This window comes from Guyparkeria hydrothermalis (assembly GCF_023555375.1).
Classification (GTDB): Bacteria; Pseudomonadota; Gammaproteobacteria; order Halothiobacillales; family Halothiobacillaceae; genus Guyparkeria; species Guyparkeria hydrothermalis.
The window spans coordinates 95,212-111,886 of sequence record NZ_JAJSEE010000004.1 but is presented as its reverse complement, the minus strand read 5'-3'; the positions used below and the strand labels follow the sequence as shown (position 1 = coordinate 111,886).

13 protein-coding genes and 1 tRNA gene are annotated in these 16,675 nt (G+C 64.2%); 5 read left to right on the top strand and 9 right to left on the bottom strand.

All coding sequences use genetic code 11. The annotated features are described in order from the left end of the window. Window positions 1-35: 35 nt before the first annotated feature. On the top strand, window positions 36-827 hold the full coding sequence (locus tag LV475_RS06815; protein WP_250106004.1) for a glycosyltransferase family 25 protein: 792 nt from the start codon (window positions 36-38) through the stop codon (window positions 825-827). A 51-nt stretch (window positions 828-878) separates the two neighbouring features. Here LV475_RS06815 and LV475_RS06810 read toward each other — a convergent pair whose 3' ends face one another. After that, entirely contained in the window at window positions 879-2,234 is a 1,356-nt protein-coding gene (locus LV475_RS06810) for an OmpP1/FadL family transporter (RefSeq protein ID WP_250106003.1), read from the bottom strand. Between the two features lie 712 nt (window positions 2,235-2,946). Between LV475_RS06810 and LV475_RS06805 the strand changes: the two genes are divergently transcribed. Beyond that, on the top strand, window positions 2,947-3,813 hold the full coding sequence (locus LV475_RS06805) for a fumarylacetoacetate hydrolase family protein (protein WP_250106002.1): 867 nt from the start codon (window positions 2,947-2,949) through the stop codon (window positions 3,811-3,813). Between the two features lie 126 nt (window positions 3,814-3,939). Here the strand turns inward: LV475_RS06805 and LV475_RS06800 are convergent, their stop codons facing one another. Both LV475_RS06800 and LV475_RS06795 read right to left on the bottom strand, forming a co-directional pair. Further along, on the bottom strand, window positions 3,940-5,343 hold the full coding sequence (locus LV475_RS06800) for an MBL fold metallo-hydrolase RNA specificity domain-containing protein (RefSeq protein WP_250106001.1): 1,404 nt from the start codon (window positions 5,341-5,343) through the stop codon (window positions 3,940-3,942). 156 nt (window positions 5,344-5,499) lie between these two features. Continuing rightward, window positions 5,500-5,586, bottom strand: a tRNA-Leu gene (locus tag LV475_RS06795). Between the two features lie 123 nt (window positions 5,587-5,709). Here LV475_RS06795 and LV475_RS06790 point away from each other — a divergent pair. Both LV475_RS06790 and LV475_RS06785 read left to right on the top strand, forming a co-directional pair. Beyond that, window positions 5,710-6,045, top strand: a complete 336-nt coding sequence (locus tag LV475_RS06790; protein ID WP_136867024.1) for a DUF3301 domain-containing protein — start codon at window positions 5,710-5,712, stop codon at window positions 6,043-6,045. Between the two features lie 291 nt (window positions 6,046-6,336). Next, window positions 6,337-6,678, top strand: a complete 342-nt coding sequence (locus LV475_RS06785) for a DUF3024 domain-containing protein (protein WP_250106000.1) — start codon at window positions 6,337-6,339, stop codon at window positions 6,676-6,678. A 174-nt stretch (window positions 6,679-6,852) separates the two neighbouring features. On the opposite strand, the gene LV475_RS06780 is transcribed toward LV475_RS06785, so the two are convergent. From LV475_RS06780 to LV475_RS06760, 5 genes are all read right to left on the bottom strand, one after another. Beyond that, complete coding sequence (locus LV475_RS06780) at window positions 6,853-8,586, bottom strand: DEAD/DEAH box helicase (protein ID WP_250105999.1); 1,734 nt, start codon at window positions 8,584-8,586, stop codon at window positions 6,853-6,855. A gap of 408 nt (window positions 8,587-8,994) precedes the next feature. Beyond that, complete coding sequence (gene grxD / locus LV475_RS06775) at window positions 8,995-9,348, bottom strand: Grx4 family monothiol glutaredoxin (RefSeq protein ID WP_156573680.1); 354 nt, start codon at window positions 9,346-9,348, stop codon at window positions 8,995-8,997. Window positions 9,349-9,481: 133 nt separating this feature from the next. Next, window positions 9,482-11,083 carry a GGDEF domain-containing response regulator gene (locus tag LV475_RS06770; protein WP_250105998.1) on the bottom strand — a complete coding sequence of 534 codons (1,602 nt, stop codon included), beginning with the start codon at window positions 11,081-11,083 and terminating at the stop codon, window positions 9,482-9,484. Between the two features lie 168 nt (window positions 11,084-11,251). Beyond that, window positions 11,252-13,018: an N-acetylglutaminylglutamine amidotransferase gene (locus LV475_RS06765; RefSeq protein ID WP_250105997.1), complete on the bottom strand. Its 1,767-nt coding sequence runs from the start codon at window positions 13,016-13,018 to the stop codon at window positions 11,252-11,254. Window positions 13,019-13,079: 61 nt separating this feature from the next. Continuing rightward, window positions 13,080-13,811 (bottom strand): M48 family metallopeptidase, encoded by a 732-nt coding sequence (locus LV475_RS06760; RefSeq protein WP_250105996.1) that lies wholly within the window; start codon window positions 13,809-13,811, stop codon window positions 13,080-13,082. A 96-nt stretch (window positions 13,812-13,907) separates the two neighbouring features. Between LV475_RS06760 and LV475_RS06755 the strand changes: the two genes are divergently transcribed. Continuing rightward, on the top strand, window positions 13,908-14,357 hold the full coding sequence (locus tag LV475_RS06755; protein WP_250105995.1) for a tellurite resistance TerB family protein: 450 nt from the start codon (window positions 13,908-13,910) through the stop codon (window positions 14,355-14,357). Between the two features lie 76 nt (window positions 14,358-14,433). On the opposite strand, the gene LV475_RS06750 is transcribed toward LV475_RS06755, so the two are convergent. Further along, entirely contained in the window at window positions 14,434-16,353 is a 1,920-nt protein-coding gene (locus LV475_RS06750; RefSeq protein WP_136867032.1) for a methyl-accepting chemotaxis protein, read from the bottom strand. Window positions 16,354-16,675: the final 322 nt, after the last annotated feature.

Genomic DNA, 16,675 nt, shown 5'->3' with positions numbered 1-16,675 from the left:
TACCAATTAGGTTCTTCTGCGTAGCGGAGAAACGAATGAAGCCAGGTGACCTGGATCAAGTCTTGGTCTTGTGTATAAGTCTGCCCGAGGCGGTGGAGCGCCGGGCCTTGATGAAACGAGCGCTGGAGCGGCTTCCGCTGGTGAGTGAGATGGTCGACGCGATCCGGGGTGTTGATCTCGATGCCCGATTGGCAATTGAGCAGGGGTATCGTCCCGGTTCGGTGCTTGGCGCCGGTGAATTGACCAGGAACGAGATCGCTTGTGTTTTGAGTCACCGCAAGGCACTGAAACGATTTATCGAGTCGGACAGGCGGTGGGGTGTCATTTTGGAAGATGACGCCGAGCTGGATGAAGCCTTTTCCGATGTGCTCAGGGACGCGATTCGCGTCGCTGCGTGTTTCGATTTGCTCAAGCTGGAAAACCGAACGAGGAAAGTATCGGGAGTGGTGGGCAGCGTCGGTGCCGGATATTCGCTGCACGTTCCGGCTCGTCCCGGTCTGGGGGCAACCGGGTTTTTGTATTCTCGAGCGGGCGCGAGCAAGGTGCTCCGATCACTCGAAACGTTCTCGGTAGGCTACGACACGCATCTTGGTCGATTGTGGCGTAGCGGGGTGCGAATGCTGCAGGTTTGGCCACCGGTCGTCACGGAGAGAGCAGGGATGGAGTCGACGATTGGGCACGAACGGTGTGATGGTCGAGTTGGTCGCAAGGCGATTCCACGTCGTTGGGACCGCTTGATTTCCTCACTCGGCCGGCGGGTTTTTCATACGTGGCTTTTTGTCGAATGCCGTCGGTGTCTATCTCGAGTCGCAAAACGACGGCACTAAAAAAGCCGCCCGGTTGGGCGGCTTGTGTGGCGATCGGGTTCTATGCGTTGCTTAGAACTTGTAGGTGTAACCCACGGTCGCCTCATACTGCTTCATGCGGATGGTCAGGTCACTGCCCGGGTTGTAGTCATTGGCACCAGTGACCTTCTCTTCCGGTGCATACATGAAGGCACCATGCACTTCATGCTGGCCACCATCGAACGCGTAGCTAAAGCCAGCGGTGTAGTGGTTCTCGACTACACCCGGAGCGATGGTGTTGAAAAGCACGTCAGCCGAGTCGATCGGGTTGTCGCCCCGGTTCCAGCCGGCTCGCAGCTGCAATTGCGGAGTGGCTTGCCACTGGACACCCAACTTATAGACATTAATGTCGTCCCAGCCGAAGCCTGCGCCGTTCGCGCCACCAAGGCATTTGGGGCTATCACCGCCCATCAAGCGGGCGCCGAAGCATTCGTTGAGGAATTCTACTGACGGATTCGCGATGGCTTTGACATCAGTGTAATTGATGCGCTGGTAGTCGAAGGTGACCGTAACCGCATCGGTGACGTCCGCAGCAAGACCTACAGTCCAGGTTGACGGGATGTCGAAATCGCCGCCTTCTGCAAACAAACCGTCGTAGTCATCAAACTCGTCCATTTCCATTTTGGACTGGTAGCTCGCGCCCAACGTCAGCATGTCCATCGGCTTGTATGTGATGCCGATTTTTCCACCGTAACCCCAAGATACATCATGTCCGTTGCCGGTAAGCCCATCATCGCCATTTGTGCTGAAACCGGCAAAATTGCCGAGGCCATTGGCTTTGAATTTTTGACGAACGATCATGGGGGTTACGCCCAGCGACAGCTTGCCTTCCATGAACGAGCGGGCGTAGGTCGGTGCAATGAACATTTGTTCAAGGTTCACGCCGGCAGGGCCTTCGGCGTATGCGCCCATCCCGGGGGCAAAGACCAAACCGTCGGCATCGGCCTTGTAATCTGAGTTCATGCCACCGTTACCGTAGATGGCAATACCGATGGTGTCGTTTTCGGTAAGGGAGTAAGCGGCGCCGAGACCAGGAACATAGAAATTCTCGCTGTCGCTGTCGGCACTAGCTGCCGGTAGGGTGAACGGAGCCGGCTCAAAACCGTTCATGCCTTGTTGTAATGCTTGTCCCGAAGTCTGGTCATAGCCGCGCTCTGGCCGGAACCATGACAGTTCTGCATTAAACTGATTGTCAACCTCGGCGAGGCCCGCCGGGTTGGTCGCGATGATCATCGCACTATTGTTGGCGAAGGCGACACCGCCGCCAGCCATACCCATGCTCTTCACGCCGTAGCCGTGCTTGAAGTAGCCGTTGGTGGCATGTGCGGTGCCGGTCGCGAGTACGGCGCCGGTTACGGCTGCTGCCAGTAGGGTCCTTTTGAAGGTCATTCCTCTTTCCTCTCCTGTCGTCAATTCCATTGCCTGAAATTGTTGTTATCAAATCCTTGTCGCCGACATCACTGTCGGCATGCAGAGCACGTTGATCGGGTCCGGCAGTCCTTGCCGATGTGGTCCTTGAGGCCGTCTGCAGCGACCTGCCCGGATCAGTGACGGGAGTCAACGTATCAGAAATCGGTAATTTGCCCATTCAAAAACATTAAGTGTTGATTAAATTTTCCTACCGATTCTTATGAGGCGGGGTTCTAATATTAGGGCGCGCTAATGGCTGGGGCGGGCTCGGTGAGCCTAACCCGCTGAAAAACGGGCGTTGTCCTCGATTTGTCGTCGCTATCGATCGGCCATAAGCAGACGATTTTTGATCTTCAAACGTGAGCCGCCAAGGCACTGGAGGTGTTGTTTTCAGGATCCCGAGGTGGGTCGTGAGCGTTGGTATTCGACTGCGCTCCACGAATGCCACTGTTGATCAGCATCATCGGTGTCGATCGTAATTCCCTGCTTTGGTTCGGGTTATTCGGTTGGCGCTTCGCGGATGTGGGCGTGTGTAATACAAGCTGAACGTAGGGCGGCACGTCATTATCGTGACCCGCTTGGCTGCGCTTCTGCTATCCACTTCGTCCTTGCCGCGCGCCGGCTGGGGCGCATTGGTCGGCGCATTCCGCTACGGTTGTTGGTGAAGACCTAGGCCATGCGAGGAGGGGCGATGAAGTTACTGACGTATTCGTTGGATGGATCCACCCGGGTGGGTGCGTGGCTCGATAGCGCGTCGATTGTTGAGTTGTCGACTGTTGACGGCGCATTTCCCGATTCGATGCTGGGGTTGGTCCAGGAATGGGATGGCTGGCGGGATCGGTTGCCCGAGATGATCGAGCGAGCCCCGCGGCGCGCGTTGACGGACGTGCGTATCGAGGCACCGATCGCCAACCCGCCGCGCGACATTCTCTGTGTAGGGAAGAACTACGCCGATCATGTCAACGAGGTAAAGGCTCTGGGTTACGGGTCGATCCCGAGCCATCCGATTGTCTTCTCCAAGGCGACTACCACCATCAATCGTCCCGATGGCCTGGTCGATATTTCGGCCGACCCAACGGAAACCACCGATTATGAGGGCGAACTGGCGGTGATCATCGGCAAGGGCGGTCGCTATATCGACGAGCGAGACGCCAGAGATCACGTGTTCGGCTACACCCTGATCAATGATGTCTCCTCGCGTGACCTCCAAGGGCGCCACGTGCAGTGGTTCCTGGGCAAGAGCATCGATGGGTATGCGCCCATGGGGCCGGTGGTCGTGACGGAAGAGTCGGCCGGGAATGTCCGTGACTGGCGCCTACAGACGCGGGTGAACGGCGAGTTGCGACAGGATGCGTCGATTAGCCAGATGATCTTCTCGGTGCCGGAGATCATCGCGACCATTTCCCGGTACGTGACCCTGATGCCTGGCGACATCATTGCCACCGGCACGCCTTCAGGCGTCGGCGCGGGGCACGAGCCGCCCGTTTACCTCAAGGCTGGTGACGAGGTGGTGGTGAGTTGTGAGGCAATCGGGGAGTTGCGGTCGCGGTTTGTCTGATTCGAGCTCGGGGTATCTCTTGGTCTCGCGCCTGAAGGCGCTCCTACGGTGGACGAGCGGGTAGGAGCGCCGTCAGGCGCGAAGTGCTTACGAGGAGCAGTAAGCGGTCACGCGTCGGTAGGTGGGTCAGAGGTCGATGAACTCCCCCTGTTCCGGCATCAGCACCTTCGTGCCGTGCAGCGCCTCGGCAAAGGATTCCATTGCCTTTTCTTCGCCGTGGACCAAGATGGTGCGCTCGGGCTTGATCGCGCCGTGCCAGGCGAGTAGCTCGTCTCGGTCGGCGTGCGCGGAGAAGCCGTTGATGGTGTAGATGTGGGCGTTGACCGGGATGTCGTCGCCGAACAGGCGTACCTGGGGCTTCTTGTCTTCCTGCTTGCTGCTGTCGATGATGCGGCGGGCGAGGGTGCCGGGTGCCGCGAAGCCGACGAAGATCACGCTCGCCTCGCGTTTCCAGAGGTTGTGACGCAGGTGGTGGCGCACGCGCCCGCCGGTGCACATGCCGGAGCCGGCCATGATTACCGCGCCGCCGGATAGCCGGTTGAGTGCCATCGAGTCGGCCGTCTCGCGGGTGAAATGGACCCCGGGTAGCCAGAACGGATCGATGTCCTTCTCGAACAGCGCCTGTGCCTCCTCGTCGTAGCAGTCCGGGTGATGCCGGAAGATCTCGGTGGCGGAAATGGCCATCGGCGAGTCGAGGAACACCTGCAGGGTTCTCGGCAGGGCGCCGGACTCGACGCCTTCCCGCAGGTGGTAGAGCAGTTCCTGGGCGCGTTCGAGCGCGAAGGTGGGGATGATGACATTGCCGCCACGGGCCATGGCCTCGTTGATTGCCGCGTAGAACTCCTCGATCGACGGGGCCAGTGGCTTGTGGTCGCGGTCGCCGTAGGTGGTCTCCATGACCACGGTTTCCGCCCGCGGCGGCACGTGGGGATCGCGCAGCATCGGTCGGTCGCTGCTGCCGATGTCGCCGGAAAAGATGATCGCCTTTTCCTGGTCGCCGTCGCGGTAGGTCAGGCGGATGCTGGCCGAACCGAGGATATGCCCGGCGTCATAGAAGGTGGCGGTCACGCCGGGGGATAGCTCCAGTGGCTGTTCGTAGCGTGCCCGGCGACCGAACAGGTCCATCGCGTTGAGCGCATCGAGCTCACCGTACAGGGGCGCATCGGCCCTCTTACCGCGTCGCTTGGCCTTGCGCGCGTTACGCTCGGCCTCTTCCTCCTGCAGGTGGGCGGCATCGAGCAGGATGACGCGGGCGAGCTCGCGCGTGGCCGGCGTGGCGATGATCTCGCCGGTGAAGCCGCGCTTGACCAGCAACGGGATGCGCCCGCAGTGGTCGAGGTGCGCATGGGTCAGGAGCAGGAGGTCGATCTCGCGTGGGTCGAAGCCAAACTCCGCGGCGTTCTCCTCGTCGATCTCCCGGCCGCCCTGGAAGAGTCCGCAATCGACCAGCACCTTGAGCCCGTCGAGTTCGAGTAAATGACAGGAGCCGGTGACGCCCCGGTTCGCTCCGTGAAAGGACAGTCGCATCATGTGAGTTCTCCCTTGCCGCCGAATTGGCACTCATCCCTATTCAAGCACGAGCCGGCGGCGAGCGCGCGAAAGAAAGCAAACAAGGGGGTAATGGAGGCGTGCCGGAAACGAAAAAGGCGACACCCGTGGATGTCGCCCAAATCGTCGGATCGGTTCTGGTGCCGAGGGTCGGACTCGAACCGACACGGTATCTCTACCGGCGGATTTTGAATCCGCTGCGTCTACCAATTCCGCCACCCCGGCAGGGCAGCGAAAGGTAGCGCAACTGTGGTACAAAGGCAAGCCGTCGGGCGGCGTGCCAGCGCCGCTCGCGAGCCGCGAGCACGCGTTTTCGGCGTGACGAATCGAGAAAGGACGACAGACCTGATGTGGACCCTGGGTGACGTATTCATTTTGATCCTGGTGCTGGCGGCCGTTGGCCTCTGGGTGCAGCACGATCGCTTTCGCCGCCGGGCGTTGTCGCTGGCTCGGCAGGCGACCGACAAGGCCGACGTGCAATTGCTCGACCAGAGCGTGAGCCTGCGTCGCGTGGGGCTGGGTCGGGACGATCGCGGCTGGCCGCTGATCACCCGTCGTTTCGGTTTCGATTTCTCCCGCAGCGGGTTCGACCGCTACCGCGGGCACGTGGACTTTCGCGGCCAGCACGTCAGCGAGGTGGAACTCGACCTGGGCGATCCGCATTGGCGGCACGAAAAGAACTGACATGCAGGCGCCTCGAAAACCCTGTTGCGCCACCCGACTGCGGCGTCGCGTGCAGACTCGGCGCGTCCATGCGCCTCGCGAGCGCAAGCTTAGCTTGCGTCCGGCATGGCATCCCGGCCATTCCGTCACTCGCTCCTACCGATTTGCATGGAGCAAATCGGGGCGCGCTGAGCGCGTGCGTAGCAGGCAGGCCATGGATGGCCTGCACCTGCCTATCTTTTTGATATGTCTCGTCGCTCGTTGTGCGGCTCCTTGCATTCGGGCGGCTCACGACGCTTTTTCGAGGCGCCTATGGCCCTGAGTGAACTGGACCAACGCCGCATCGAGAAGCAGGTCGGCGACTTCGTCGAGGCGCGTCGTCCGCCGGCGGACATTCGCCCGCAGATCGATATTGGCTATCGGCTGGACAACCAGGCCGTCGAGTTGTTCGAGCGGCGCCGGTCGATGCGCGGGCATCGGATCGAGGAGGAGTTCGCCCGTCTGGTCTACGTGAAATCGCGTGACGTCTGGAAGCTCTACTGGAAGCGGGCCGATTTGCGATGGCAGCGGTACACCCCGTTTCCGGAGTCGACGCGGCTGGACGTGCTGCTCCAGGAAATCGACGAGGATCCGAACGCCTGTTTTTTCGGTTGAGGCGTGAGCTTTCCGCGTCCGTAGGATCGCCTTCAGGCGCGACATGCTCCGGTGATGTCCACTCTGGTTTCGCGGCTAAAGCCGCTCCTACGGATCTTCCGGATGAATCGTGACGACCCAGACGCAAAATGGCCGCCCTCGGGGCGGCCATTTTTTTATCGATGGTCGAATGGTTTATCGACGGTCGAAATTGCGACGCGGCGGGCGCCCCTTGCCGGGGTGGCCACCCGGGCCACCCGGGCGCGGGCGACGACGCGGTCGGCCGGCAGGTGCCGGGCCGATCGCCTGCAGGCCGAGCTTGATGCCGAACAGGTGAATGTTGCTCATCTGCTGGACCAGGCGGTCGGGCATGCCGGCCGGCAGGTCGACGAAGCTGTGATCCGGCTCGATCTCGATCGCGCCGATCTGCTTGCCGTTGATGCCACCCTCGTTGGTCAACGCGCCGACGATGTTGCCCGGCGTGACGCCGTGCTCGCGACCGACGTTGATGCGGTAGCGGATCTTGTCCGAATCGTCGCGCGGGCCGCGGTCGCCACGATCCTGCATGGCCGGCGGCGGGGCCATCTCCTTGATCTGCTCGGCGAGTACCGGACGGTCCTTCTGCAGCAGGAAGGCCAGCGCGGCGGCGACCTCGGCCATCTCGATGTCGTGCTCGTTCTGGTAGTCGTTGAGCATCTCGACGAACGGGGTCAGGTCCTCGGCTTCACGCACCGCGGTGATCTGGTCCTTGAGCTGCGCGCTGCGCTTGCTGGCGATGTCGGTCGCGCTCGGCAGACGCATCTGCTCGATCGGCTGGCGCGTGGCGCGCTCGATCGCCTTGAGCATGCGCTTCTCGCGCGGGGTGACGAACAGGATCGCCTCGCCCGAGCGCCCGGCGCGGCCGGTCCGGCCGATGCGGTGGACGTAGGCCTCGGTGTCGTAGGGGATGTCGTAGTTGATCACGTGGCTGATGCGCGGCACGTCGAGACCACGGGCGGCCACGTCGGTGGCCACGACCAGGTCGATCTGCCCGTTCTTGAGCTTTTCGATGGTCTTCTCGCGCTCGGCCTGGCCCATCTCGCCGGAGAGTGCGGCGGCGCTGTAGCCACGGGCGGCCAGGCGCTCGGCCAACTCGTTGGTGGCCTGACGGGTGCGCACGAAGATGATGCCGGCATCGAAGTCCTCGACCTCGAGGATGCGGGTCAGCGCGTCGGGCTTGTGCATGCCCGAGACCGGCCAGAAGCGCTGGCGGATCGCCGAGACGGTGCTGGTGGTCGCCTTGATCTTGATTTCCAGCGGATCACGCAGGTGGCGCTGGGCGATGCGACGGATCGGCTCGGGCATGGTGGCCGAGAACAGCGCCACCTGGCGCTCCGGCGGCACCTCGCCGAGGATCGCGTCGACGTCGTCGATAAAGCCCATGCGCAGCATCTCGTCGGCCTCGTCAAGGACGACCATGCGGATCTGGTCGAAACGCAGCGTGCCGCGACGCAGGTGATCCTGGATGCGGCCCGGGGTGCCCACGACCACGTGTACGCCACGGTCGAGCAGCTTGCGCTGCTGGAACATGGCCTGTCCGCCGTAGATCGGCGCGATGTGGAAGTCGGGCAGGTGGCGGGCGTAGTTCGCCATCGCCTCGGCGACCTGGATGGCCAGCTCGCGAGTCGGGGCCAGCACCAGCATCTGTGGGGCGCGGATCGAGGTATCGATGCGGCTCAGCAGCGGCAGCGCGAACGCCGCGGTCTTGCCGGTGCCGGTCTGGGCCATCCCGATCAGGTCACGGCCGGCCAGCAGCGGCGGGATGCTCTGTGCCTGGATCGGGGAGGGGGTTTCGTAGCCGACGTCTTCGATGGCCTGCTGGATGGCAGGGTTCAAATCGAGATCGGCAAAGCGGACCGAGGGTTGCTCGGCAGCAGGGGAATCGGACATGGATTTCTCAACAACAGGCGGCGGGGTGCCGCGGGGACAGGCGACGGGCGCGGGGCCCTGACAACGCAAACACCTGGTAGAACAGGCATTTTGAAGGCGGGCTCGTGGCTCGGCGGAAATTCAGGAGGCGGAGTATAGCGGTAACGAGCGGTTTTGTCGCGGAGCACCTCGAAAAACCTATTGCGCCACCCGATTGCGGCGTCGCGTGCTCACTCGCTCCTCGTCTATCTCGATGATATGTCTCGTCGCTCGTTCCGCGGCTCCTTGCACTCGGGCGGCTCATCACGGTTTTTCGAGGTGCCCGTGACTTTTCGTTCGATGGGTGAGGTGGTGGACAGCGACAAACACGAAGGGCGCGAGCCGGTTGGCCGGTCTCGCGCCCTTGCATGGCTCGAGGAGCGTGAGTGATTACTCGCCCTGGTCCTCGCCCGCCTTTGCCTGCTCGGCCTTGGCGACCGCTTCCTCGAACAGCGGCTTCAATTCGCCGCGCTCGTACATCTCGATGGTGATGTCGGCGCCGCCGATCAGTTCGCCGTTGACGTAGACCTGCGGGAAGGTCGGCCAGTCCTGGTAGCTGGGCAGGGCCTGCATGATTTCCGGGTCGGCCATGACGTTGACGTAGCCGAACGGTACGCCGCAGGCCTTCATGGCCTCGGCGGTGCGGCTGGAAAAGCCGCAGGTCGGGAATTGCGGGGTGCCCTTCATGAAGATCAGGATCGGGTTTTCTTTGACGAATTGGTCGATGCGCTCAAGAGCATCCATGGTGATGGTCTCCCGTTGTATTCGGTGTTGGCGTGGGCCTCGCGACCGGCGAGCGCCCCAGATGGTTTATATGGGACCAAATTCGTACCGATTTGGCAAGGCTTGCGGGAGACCGGCGCGTTACGGAACCGGGCTAGTCCTCGTAGTGGCGCGCCTTGACCTGGTTGCGACCGGCCTGCTTGGCGCTGTAGAGGGCCCCGTCGGCTGCGCTGATGATCTCCTGCGGGGTGATGTGTTCCGGATAACCCGCCACCCCGGCGCTGAACTGGCAGTGGATGGTGTCGCCGGCCTCGGTCGTGACGGCGATCTCGGCGAATTGCTCGCGCAGCCGGTCGATCAGTTCCACGGCGGCATCGATCTCGGTGGCCGGCAGGACCACCATGAATTCCTCGCCGCCGTAGCGTCCCACGCCGTCGTACTTGCGCAGGCGGGTGTTGAGCAGGGTGGAAAGTCGACGGATCACGCGGTCGCCGCTGGGGTGGCCGTGGGTGTCGTTGATGTGCTTGAACTTGTCGATGTCGATCATGACCACCGACAGCGGTTGCTCCTGGCGAATGGCGCGGTCGAGCTCGCTGTCGACCAGCGAGGTGATCGCGCGGTGGTTCAACAGCCCGGTGAGGGAGTCGGTGCGCCGTTCGGCACGCGCCTGGCGATAGCGTTGCGCCCGGTAGCGCACCATGCGGATCAGGTCGTCGCCGGCGATGGACTTGTTGAGGAAATCGTCCCCGCCCTTGAGCTTGGCCTCGAGCCGGTGCTGGTCGCGCTCCTCGGTGGACATGAACAGGATCGGCACGTCCGAGAGCTGCGGGTGCTCGCGGAAGATGCGGGCGAGGTCCACGCCGTCCATCTCCGGCATGTAGAGATCGAGCAGGATCACGTCGGGTTGCTCGGCAATGGCGGTGTCGAAGGCGGCCTGGGGGCGGGTCTCGAACAGGAGCCGCACGTTGGCACGCGCGAACTGCTTGCGCCAGTACATGCCCGCGGTGGCCATGTCGTCGACCAGCAGCACGGTGATCTGCTCGTCGTCGCACTCGTAGGCGCGCGCGCCGGTGAGCAGGGTATTGAGACGCGCGGAGTCGATCGGGTAGGTGATCACGTGGTCGATGCCGGCACGCACGGCGGCCGCACGAATGGCGAAGTCGTCGCGCTGACTGATCATCAGCGACTGGGCGCAGGCGGACATGCGCTTTTTCAGCTCGGCCAGCTGGGTGAATTCGCGCTCGTGATCGGCCGTGTCCCGTGCGAGGTAGATCAGCAGCCCGGTGTGCTCGAGCAACGCCGGATCCGGGTTCTCCAGGTGGATCGGGTGGGCGCCGAAGCCGCTGCGTCGCAGCGAGTCTTCCAGCAACTCCGGCAGCTCGGTGCTGCCCGTGTAGAGGGCGATGGCCTCGGGGGTGTCGTCCTGGGTTTTCTGCAGGTGCTGGACCAGGCGATCGAAGTAGCGAATCAGGCGGTTGAGGCGGGACAGGTCCGCCGAGCCCTGCGCGTGTTCGCGGTCGATTTCCTGATCGATGCGATTGAGCACCCCCAGCAGGACGCGGAGCTTCTCGTGCCGGGCGCGCTGGATCAGGCAGCGGACCTGGCTCTGCAGATCGGCCAGCCGGGTGGCCCGTCGAGCGGTGGGGTCGTCGACGGTGGCCCGCAGCGAGGCGGCCGCCATGGGCCAGCCGCGCGGTCCCGTGTCCCAGTCGGGCAGGTCGATCGGCTCGGGCTCGGTCACGGCGTCGTCAGGCATGGGGCTCGGTCCATTGAGTCAGTGGGGCTGATTCAGTTCAGCGTTTCCTGATATTGACTCTAGCGCAATCCAGCGGCGGTCTGTACCGCCGTGATTTGATTGCCCATAAAGCTGGATAGTGAGGCAATCGATCGCCGTGAAGGTTCCAGGGGGGCGTGCAGAGTTTCCCTAGATCCCCTGTTCCTGCAGCCAGAGTTCGAAGACCGCCAGGTGCCAGATCTTCGCCCCCTGCAGGCGGGTGAAATGGCGGTCGGGTTCGGCGAGCAGCTTCTCGACGTAGGCTGGCTCGAACAGGCCGCGGGCGCGTGCGGTGTCCGAGGTGAGGATCTCGCGCATGAACTCGAGGAACGGGCCGCGCACGAACTTCAGTGCCGGCACCGGGAAGTAGCCCTTGGGGCGATCGATGACGGCATCCGGAATGCGTCCGCGGGCGATGCTCTTGAGGATGCCCTTGCCGCCCTGGGCGAGCTTGTGTTCCGCCGGCACGCGCATGGCCGCCTCGACCAGGCCCGTGTCGAGGAAGGGCACGCGCGCCTCCAGCCCCCAGGCCATGGTCATGTTGTCGACCCGCTTGACCGGGTCGTCGACGATCAGCGTGCTGGCATCGAAACCCAGCACGCGGTTGGCGAACGAGCCGCGTCCGGCTCCCGCCAGTCCCTGCTTGACCAGTTCGCTGGTCACGTCGGGGCCGCGGAAGCGCTCGGTGACCATCGCCATCAGTTCCTCGTGGCTGCGGTCGAAGTAGAAGGGCGCGAAGCGCTCGAGGTCCGAGCCTTCCGTTTCCGCCATCTTCGGGTACCAGAAGTAGCCGCCGAAGACCTCGTCGGCGCCTTGCCCCGAGAGCACCACCTTGACCTCGCGGGCGACCTGTTCGGAGAGCAGGTAGAAGGCGACCGCGTCCTGACCGAACATCGGTTCGTTCATCTCGCGCACCGCCTCGGGCAGGCGGGTGAGCACCTGCTCGTTGGGCACGTGGAAGCGGAAGTGTTCGGTCTGGTAGCGCTCGGCGACCGGGTCGGCGTACTCGAACTCGCTGCCTTTCTCTTCCGGCTGGTCCTCGAAGCCGATGGTGAAGGTCTTCGGGGTGACGCCCGCCTCGTGGGCCAGCGCGACGATCAGCGAGGAATCCAGCCCGCCGGAGAGCAGCACGCCGACCGGTACGTCACTGATGGCAAGACGCTTTCGCACCGCATCCAGCAGGCGCTCGTGGATGAGATCGGGCCACTCGTCGGCCGGGACGTCGTGGTCCTCGGCGGTATCGATGGCCCAGTAGCGGTTCAGCGTCCGGTTGCCGTTGCGATCGACGCGCATCCAGTGCCCGGGGGGCAGCTTGTTCACGCCGCGGAAGATGGTGCGCGGCGCCGGGACGACCGCGTGCAGGGTGAACTGGTGGTGCAGGGCGGTGGGATCGAAATCGGTGTCGACGTTGCCCGCGGCCAGCAGGGCCGGGATGCTCGAGGCAAAGCGCAGCGGGCCGTCACCGACGGTGTGGTAGAGCGGCTTGATGCCCTGACGGTCGCGGAACAAGAACAGCGATTCGTCGCGCATGTCCCAGATCGCGAAGGCGAACATGCCGTCGAGGCGCGAGACGCCGTCCGGGCCCCACTCGCGGAAGGCGGCAAGGATCACCTCGGTGTCGCCGGTGGAGGCGAAGCGGTGCCCGAGCGACTGCAGTTCCTCGCGCAGCTGCGGGTGGTTGTAGATGGTGCCGTTGAAGACGATCGCCAACCCACGCTCGCGATCGATCATCGGCTGGTGGCCGTGGAAGGACAGATCCAGGATCGACAGGCGCCGGTGACCGAAGGCCAGCGGCCCGTCGGAGAAGCTGCCCTCGTGGTCCGGCCCCCGCCGTTCCAGTCGGCTCATCATCCGCCGTACCGCGGTCAGGTTGCCGTCACGTCCGCCGGTTTCCAGCCATCCGCAAATGCCACACATCGTTTCGCTCGCCTGTCGTCTGATCGTTGTCGGGATCGAGAGTCTAGCGCACGCCACCGGCCTACAGGCCGATGATGCCGTACTCGGTCAGGGTCGACTCCCAGCGGCGCCAGTCCGGGTAGGCGTCATCCATCACGCCGTAGAATCGGGCGTTGTGGCCGCGCTCGATCAGGTGCGCCAGTTCGTGGACGATCACCAGGTCGATCGCCTCGACCGGCAGGCGCACCAGCTCGAGGTTGAGCCAGATACGCCGCGCCTGGATGTTGCAGGTGCCCCAGCGCGATCGCATGCGCCGGATGCGGGTCTCGGGCCGGGGCAGCGCCATGTGGTCGGCCCAGACGGGGACGCGGTGGTCGAGTACGCCCTTGAATTCCCGGCGGCAGTGCTCGCGCAGCAACACGTGGGCCTGCTCGACCCCGGCGCTGCGGACATGGATGGTGCCGGGCTCCCGCCGAACGCGCCCCCGCGGTGTCGAGTCGTCTTGCCAGACAAGCGCGTGTTCCTCGCCGAACAGGTGGAGTCGATCCGGGAGTTGGCCCTCGGTGATGACGGGCGGTCGACTGGCCAGCTTGCGGCGCTGTTCCTCGATCCAGCCGGCCCGGCTGGTGACAAAGGCCCGCACCGCGCGGTCGCTGACCCGGCGGGGGGCGTTGACCCGCAGCGAACCGTCGGCCGGGTCGAGCCGCAGGTAGAGGTGTCGAATCGATTTCCGCTGCACCCGGACCTCGCCCAGTGGGTGGTCGAGTCGGCTGACGCGTGTCTGGGTGGTTCGTTTGGGGAGCAGGCGTTTCATTGGGGACGCAGTCTACCCGAGCGCGGCGAGCGGAACGGCAAGCGACTACGCTGGTCGCACGCGAATCCAGTTTCCCGCCAATGATCGAGGCCCCGGATGCTCAAGACACTGCAATCGCTGTTCTTCCCCGACCAGCCCGCCACCGAGACCACTCGGGAGACCCGACTCGACGCGGCCGTGGCCATCCTGTTGATGGAGGTGGCGCGGGCGGACTTCGACGTCGCCGAGGACGAACTCGACGTGATTCGTCACACCCTGATCGACGATTTCGCCATGGCGCCGGACGCGGCGGAGGCTTTGGTGCGCCATGCCGCGGCCGAGGTGGACGATTCCACCGGGCTGTTTCCGTTCGTGCGCGTGCTCAACGAGCAACTTTCTCCGGATCAGAAGGGCCAGGTGATCGAGACCCTCTGGCGGGTCGCCTACGCCGATGCCGGCAAACACCACCTCGAGGAATCGATCATCCGTCAGATCGCCGATCTGCTCTACGTGCCGCACAGCCAGTTCATCCGCGCCCGGGTGCGGGCCGAGGAAGCCGCCGGCTGAGTCACGCCTTGCGCGAAATAGAAAAAGCCCCGCGACCGGCTGGTGCGGGGCTTTTCTGGTTCGGCGCTGTCGCCGGTCAGGTCTTGAACTGGTTGACCAGCGCCTGCAGCTGCGAGGCCAGTCGGGCCAGTTCGTGGCTGGCCGTCGAGGTCTGCTGGCCCCCTTCGGCCGTCTGCGAGGCCGCCTCGTTGATATTGGTGACGTTGCGATTGATCTCCTCGGCAACCTGACCCTGTTCCTCGGCGGCCGAGGCGATCTGATGGTTCATGTCGGTGATCGTCTCGATCGCGCGGGTGATGGTCACCAGCGACTGGCCGGCCTCGCGGGCCTGGTCGGCGGTCTTGCGCGCGTGCTCCTGGCTGCTCTGCATGGCCCCGACCGCCTGCTTGGAGCCGCCCTGGATGCTCTCGACCATCTCGCGGATCTCCTGGGTGGAGGCCTGGGTCTTGCTCGCGAGTGAACGGACCTCCTCGGCGACCACCGCAAAGCCACGGCCGTGTTCGCCGGCGCGGGCGGCCTCGATCGCGGCGTTGAGCGCAAGCAGGTTGGTCTGCTCGGCGATCTCGCGGATCACGTCGACCACGGTGCTGATCTTCTCGCTGGCGGTCTCGAGGTTGCCGATGATGGTGCCGGCCTCCTCGATCTCGTCGGCCAGGGCGGCGACGTGGTTGATGGTCTCGTTGACCACGCGCTGACCGTCCTTGGCCTCCTCGTCGGCATTCTGCGCGGCATCGGCAGCGCCCGAGGCGTTCTGGGCGATGTCCTGGACCGTGCTGGTCATCTCGTTCATGGCCGAGGCGACCATCTCGGTCTCTTGGCGCTGCTTCTGCACGCCCTCGTTGGTGTCCGCGGTGATCTGCGAGAGTTCCTCGGCGGAGGCCGAGAGCTGGCCGGTCGAGTTCGCGACTTCGTGGATCGAGTCGCGCATCTTGCCGGCGAAGCGGTTGAACGCGGCGGACAGGTCGGCGATCTCGTCGCGACCGCTCTCGTCGAGGCGCTGAGTGAGATCGCCGTCACCCTTGGAGATGTCGTCCATCGCCTGGACGGTCCGACGCAGCGGCCGTGTGATGCTACGAGTGATCAGGAAGCCGATCAGCGCGGCGATCGCGATCGCCACGGCCATCACCGAGATCACCTTGTTGCGGGCGGCGGCCTGGCGCTCGACGTACTCGCTGCGATCCATGCTCACGGCAAGCACGCCCACGGGGTTGCCCGAGAAGTCGGCGACGGTGTGGGCGTAGGTGACCGCCGGCGTCTCGCCGAGCATGTGTTCCCAGATGGTGGTGTCGCGCTGGGCGGTGCGTAGCTGTTCGGCATCGAGCGTGCCGGGCTGGTCGAGGGTCGAGCCGAAGGCCTCGAAGCCACCCGCGTCCGTCTCGAGGTACAGGCCGATGTCGACCCCGTAGCCGGCCTTGAACTTGTCGAAGAAGGGCTGGCCGAAGCTCATGCCGAATTCGACGCTGCCCTGGTGCTCGCCCTGGTAGCGGATCGGGGCGATGCCGCGCATGCCGAGACCGGCCACGCCACGCTCGAGCCCGCGCACGCCTTCGCTCTGGTTGTTGGTGGCCAGCACCGTCTTGCGGAAGCCGGACAGGTCGTCACCGAACTTCTCCGGCTTGTGGGCGCGGAAGAAGGAGGTCGCCGGCGGCAGGTGGAACTGGAACTGGCGCGCGCCGTAGTCGTCGCGCATCGGGGCGAAGACCGGCAGCGTCATCGCGCTGATCCGGTCGCGATCCTGCTCGGCCATGGCCTGCTCGATGTCCGGAATGCGCGAGACCGCCGTGGCCAGTGCCTCGGCCAGGCGCCCCTCGGCGGCGATCTCGGCCTGGGCGCTCTCGAACAGGCCGCGCAGTTCGCGTTGCTGGGCCTGCTTGATCGTGGCGGAGAACTCGGTGATCACCAGCGGGATGATCAGGGCGGCGATGAAGACGATGACCAGGGCAAAACCGAGGGCGAGTCGGGCACCGATGGTCAGATTCTTGAACAGGGCGGGCATGGCTGGCTCCGTGACGACGGCGTTAGGGCGGTGTCGATTTTTTCGAAAGACGGGTCCGTTCAATCGGCAGGTATCCCGTGTCCTTTAGCCCGAGCGTTTCGCTCGGGTAACGGGGAACCTCTACACGTATCGGGCCGACTCTCTGCGTGCCTTGAGCTGTGCAGATGCCAGGCATCCGTTCGCCGTGAAAGGGTGATTCCCTTTCCAAGAACGGTAACGCAGCAGATGCGCGGCTCAAGGCACGCCCTCTGGGGCTTTGCGAGTCGCCCGCCATCCGCGTTGCGGTGTCTTGCCGTGGCCACCGGCACGCCGGCGACACCGC